Annotated in this window: 1 pseudogene; it reads right to left on the reverse strand. The window is 65.5% G+C overall.

Annotated features, from left to right (window positions below):
• Positions 1-220 (reverse strand): annotated as a pseudogene (locus A3709_RS24595) (sulfurtransferase); the annotation flags it as partial.

A 220-nucleotide genomic window follows, 5' to 3' on the forward strand; every position in this document is an offset into this window, starting at 1 on the left:
CTGTCACTCCCTGCCATGGGTGGTTGAGCGCGCCGGGAATATGCCCGGCCAGCGGATCAATGGGCTCCTCTACTCCGGCGTAGCGACGCGGCTCCCTGGAATCCACCAGGGTCGCGCCCTGCGCCTGCGCTGTGCGTAAGCCTTCGATGTCGCATACCCGCATAAAAGAAGGTTGATTCGGTGCTGTCTCGACCGGTGGCACGGCGGCCTCAGCGCCGGA

The sequence above is a fragment of the Halioglobus sp. HI00S01 genome (assembly GCF_001635445.1).
Taxonomy (GTDB): domain Bacteria; phylum Pseudomonadota; class Gammaproteobacteria; order Pseudomonadales; family Halieaceae; genus Halioglobus; species Halioglobus japonicus.